This is a genomic window from Pantoea sp. ME81 (genome assembly GCF_903970985.1).
GTDB classification, from domain to species: domain Bacteria; phylum Pseudomonadota; class Gammaproteobacteria; order Enterobacterales; family Enterobacteriaceae; genus Pantoea; species Pantoea communis.
On the sequence record NZ_CAJCKS010000301.1, the window covers coordinates 1 to 3,048 of the forward strand.

A 3,048-nucleotide genomic window follows, 5' to 3' on the forward strand; every position below is an offset into this window, starting at 1 on the left:
CCTATCCGCATAATGGGTTTATTATCCACATATCGGACATGAGTGTTAGGGTAATCGCGCGTGATGTCAATCGCTAGCGCGTAACGTGGTAGAGTGGCGCGTGGGTAAATCGATGAAACGGATGAATAATGGTCGCAGATACTGAAGCTAACGGATCACAGGTGATTGCACGTGCCGCCACCCTTTTGCGCGCACTGGAAAATCGCCCCGCTGGATTATCAATGTCCGAACTGGCGAAATCGACTGCGTTACCGCGAACCACGGTTCATCGATTGGTGACCTCTCTGATTGCGCAGCAGTTGCTGATCCAGGACAGCGCGGGAATTAAATTGGGGCCAGCACTGACCAGACTTGCCGCCTCAGCGCACACCGATATTATTGCGCTGGCGCAACCGGCGATGGAGACGTTGGGGCGTCGCACCCGCGAAACGGTGGACTTATGTGTCTGGCGTGGCAGCCACACGGTACTGGTCAGCCAATATGCTTCGGATCAGGAGCTGCGCGTGGTTTCGCCCATCAGCACCGCCTTTCCTTCCCACTGCGCCGCACATGGCAAAGCCCTATTGGCGGAACAGCCTGAAGAGCTTTTGACGACGTTAATGCCGCAGTTGAATGAGGTGCGCACCCTGCAAACGTTGAAAGATCGTCAGCCTTTGCTGAAAGCGATTGAGTCAATTCGCCAGCAAGGTTATGCGATTGATCGGGAGGAGCATGCGCGCGGCGTTTGTGGCGTCAGTGTTGCTCTGCACACCGGGCCGGGTGAACGCTATGCCCTGGCCTTAGCCGTGCCGGCTATGCGCTTCGATGAGCAGTTTCCCCAACTACTGGCCGCGCTGATGCAGGCGAAGGCAGAAATTGAAACGCTGGTGGCGCGCTAAAAAGATAAAACCCGCCAGGGCGGGTTAGATTTGAGAGTGGTTTACACACCCCAAAACAGAATGTTAATAGCGTCTTTAATTTCAGTTTCGTAGATTGCAAGACTTCCGACTTTATCGCCAAACACGCTTTTTGAAACGCTAACGACATCGTCAGTTTTCAGCCGATAAGCAGTGCCATTGAGTTGAACGATTGGAAGGAGCTCTTTACTCACTTTTTCAGAGAGTAAAGAGGCATCAACAAGCGGGATAGCCATTCTAAATCCCGGTGTATCAAGGATGTTACTCTGAACATCGACAAAAAGTTGGTAATGACTGGTCCGCTTATATTCATAAACATCAAATTGCATGAGTTACCACTTCCTGTTCTCATCAGCGAACGAGCCAAACTTTTGGTTAAAAGCGGCAAGTTCTTCCATGCCCTCACGATTTTCTTCCTTCCAACGTTCCCCTTTAATGCGCTTAGCCTCTTTGGCGTAAGCCGCATCCGCTAATGCAGAAACGTTAACGCCGGAGTCAACCAAATATTTATAGTTGTCTTTCTCAACGGTGATACTGACTTTGCCTCTCATTTAGCCCCCTAAATCGATGTCGTTTAGAGGTATACTATATGGGTATACAATGAGGGTAAATAGTCACCATTGCCAAATCTGTGTCAGGGAAATCTGAATATTACAGATTTAAGGTATATGAGGGGGCCTGGATGACCTTAGAGATCATCTAAGTAGAACGTATGAGAGGCGGTTACTTAGTTCAGAAACAGCAAAGCCGCCCGAAGGCGGCCTTAACGCTGAAGCGGAAACTGAACTTATTTATACAGCTCTGCAGTCATGTGCACACGGTTGTTGGTGTTTGCTTCAGTGATTTTGTACTGTGCGCCCTGCTCTTGTGCCACTGCGGCAACTTTTGCTTCTGCACCGTCAAGAGTTGAGGACTCAACGGAAATGCTCTGTGCAAAGCTGGCAAATGAAGCCAGAGTAAGGGCTGAAACTGCAACGAAAGTTTTGATTGATTTCATGGTCATTTCCTCAAATTCATTTTCAGATTATGAGGCATTCCGCCTCGATGTGAAAAAGAATAGACCTGTATTGTGATGGTTGAAATCTAATCATTTTGCTTTTATCGTTCTAATTATTTGAATGAGAGTTTTGGGCTGAGTATTTGCCTTACCGCATCAGAAATAACAAAGCCGCCCGAAGGCGACTTGAATTAAGGCCTTGCCGCAGAGCCATCCGGCAAGCGAGCATTAGTCCACTCGGGTAGATCACCTTTAACTGGATACTTAGCTGCACGGGCTTCATCAATATCTACACCTAAACCTGGGCGAGCACTGAGGTATGCATAACCACGATCAATCTCCGGGCAGCCCGGGAAGACTTCCTGCAAAGCCTCATTGACCGGCGTATATTCCTGAATACCGAGGTTAGTAATGCTCATATCGATATGCAGATTTGCAGCGACACCAACGGGTGAAATATCACCAGGTCCATGCCAGGCGGTTCTTACGCCGTAGAGCTCAGCAAAAGTCGCCAGCTTTTTGGCAGGCGTAATACCGCCGATGGTACTGACATGGCAACGAATATAATCGATAAGCTGGTTTTGAATCAGAGGTTTCCATTCGTTAATCTGGGTAAATAACTCTCCCATCGCAATCGGTGTACTGCTCTGTGTCCGTAATGTTTTAAGCCAATCGATGTTCTCAGGGGCGACAGGATCTTCGAGGAAAAACAGCTGGAATTCTTCCAACGATTTCGCCAGTTGGATTGAAGCTATGGGTGTAATGCGCTCGTGTACGTCATGGATAAACTCCACACCGAAACCAATTTTATTGCGCAGATGATCAAACAAACGGGGCACCGCACGCGCGTAAGCTTCGGGGTCGAAATAAACGCCCGGCGTCTGACTACGCGGTGACACCTTCGGCTGAATATTACGTGCCTTAGCCAACTTACCGGCGATCAGACGTAAATCATCGGTGCCGGCACCGCCGTACATACCCACCTGGCAGCGTACATATTGATAACCCTCTTCCATACGGGCCCGAATATTATCTTCAACTTCAATTTCATCTGCACCGTCACAGTGGCGATAAAGAGCAATGCCATCACGGCACTTACCACCCAACAGTTCAAACACTGGCAACCCAGCCACTTTACCTTTTAAATCCCACAAG

General features: G+C 49.0%; 5 protein-coding genes. 1 reads left to right on the plus strand and 4 read right to left on the minus strand.

What is annotated here, in order from left to right; translation table 11 throughout:
* Positions 1-128 precede the first annotated feature (128 nt).
* Positions 129-878: an IclR family transcriptional regulator gene (locus tag H7A81_RS26590; protein ID WP_034829888.1), complete on the plus strand. Its 750-nt coding sequence runs from the start codon at positions 129-131 to the stop codon at positions 876-878.
* A 41-nt stretch (positions 879-919) separates the two neighbouring features.
* On the opposite strand, the gene H7A81_RS26595 is transcribed toward H7A81_RS26590, so the two are convergent.
* The 4 genes from H7A81_RS26595 to H7A81_RS26610 form a co-directional block, all read right to left on the minus strand.
* Positions 920-1,225, minus strand: a complete 306-nt coding sequence (locus tag H7A81_RS26595; protein WP_034829889.1) for a CcdB family protein — start codon at positions 1,223-1,225, stop codon at positions 920-922.
* 3 nt (positions 1,226-1,228) lie between these two features.
* Positions 1,229-1,447 carry a type II toxin-antitoxin system CcdA family antitoxin gene (locus H7A81_RS26600; RefSeq protein ID WP_034829890.1) on the minus strand — a complete coding sequence of 73 codons (219 nt, stop codon included), beginning with the start codon at positions 1,445-1,447 and terminating at the stop codon, positions 1,229-1,231.
* Between the two features lie 236 nt (positions 1,448-1,683).
* Positions 1,684-1,893 (minus strand): YdgH/BhsA/McbA-like domain containing protein, encoded by a 210-nt coding sequence (locus H7A81_RS26605; protein ID WP_182059268.1) that lies wholly within the window; start codon positions 1,891-1,893, stop codon positions 1,684-1,686.
* A 191-nt stretch (positions 1,894-2,084) separates the two neighbouring features.
* Positions 2,085-3,048 (minus strand): enolase C-terminal domain-like protein (locus H7A81_RS26610; RefSeq protein ID WP_182059269.1); only part of this gene is annotated, 964 nt, incomplete at its 5' end.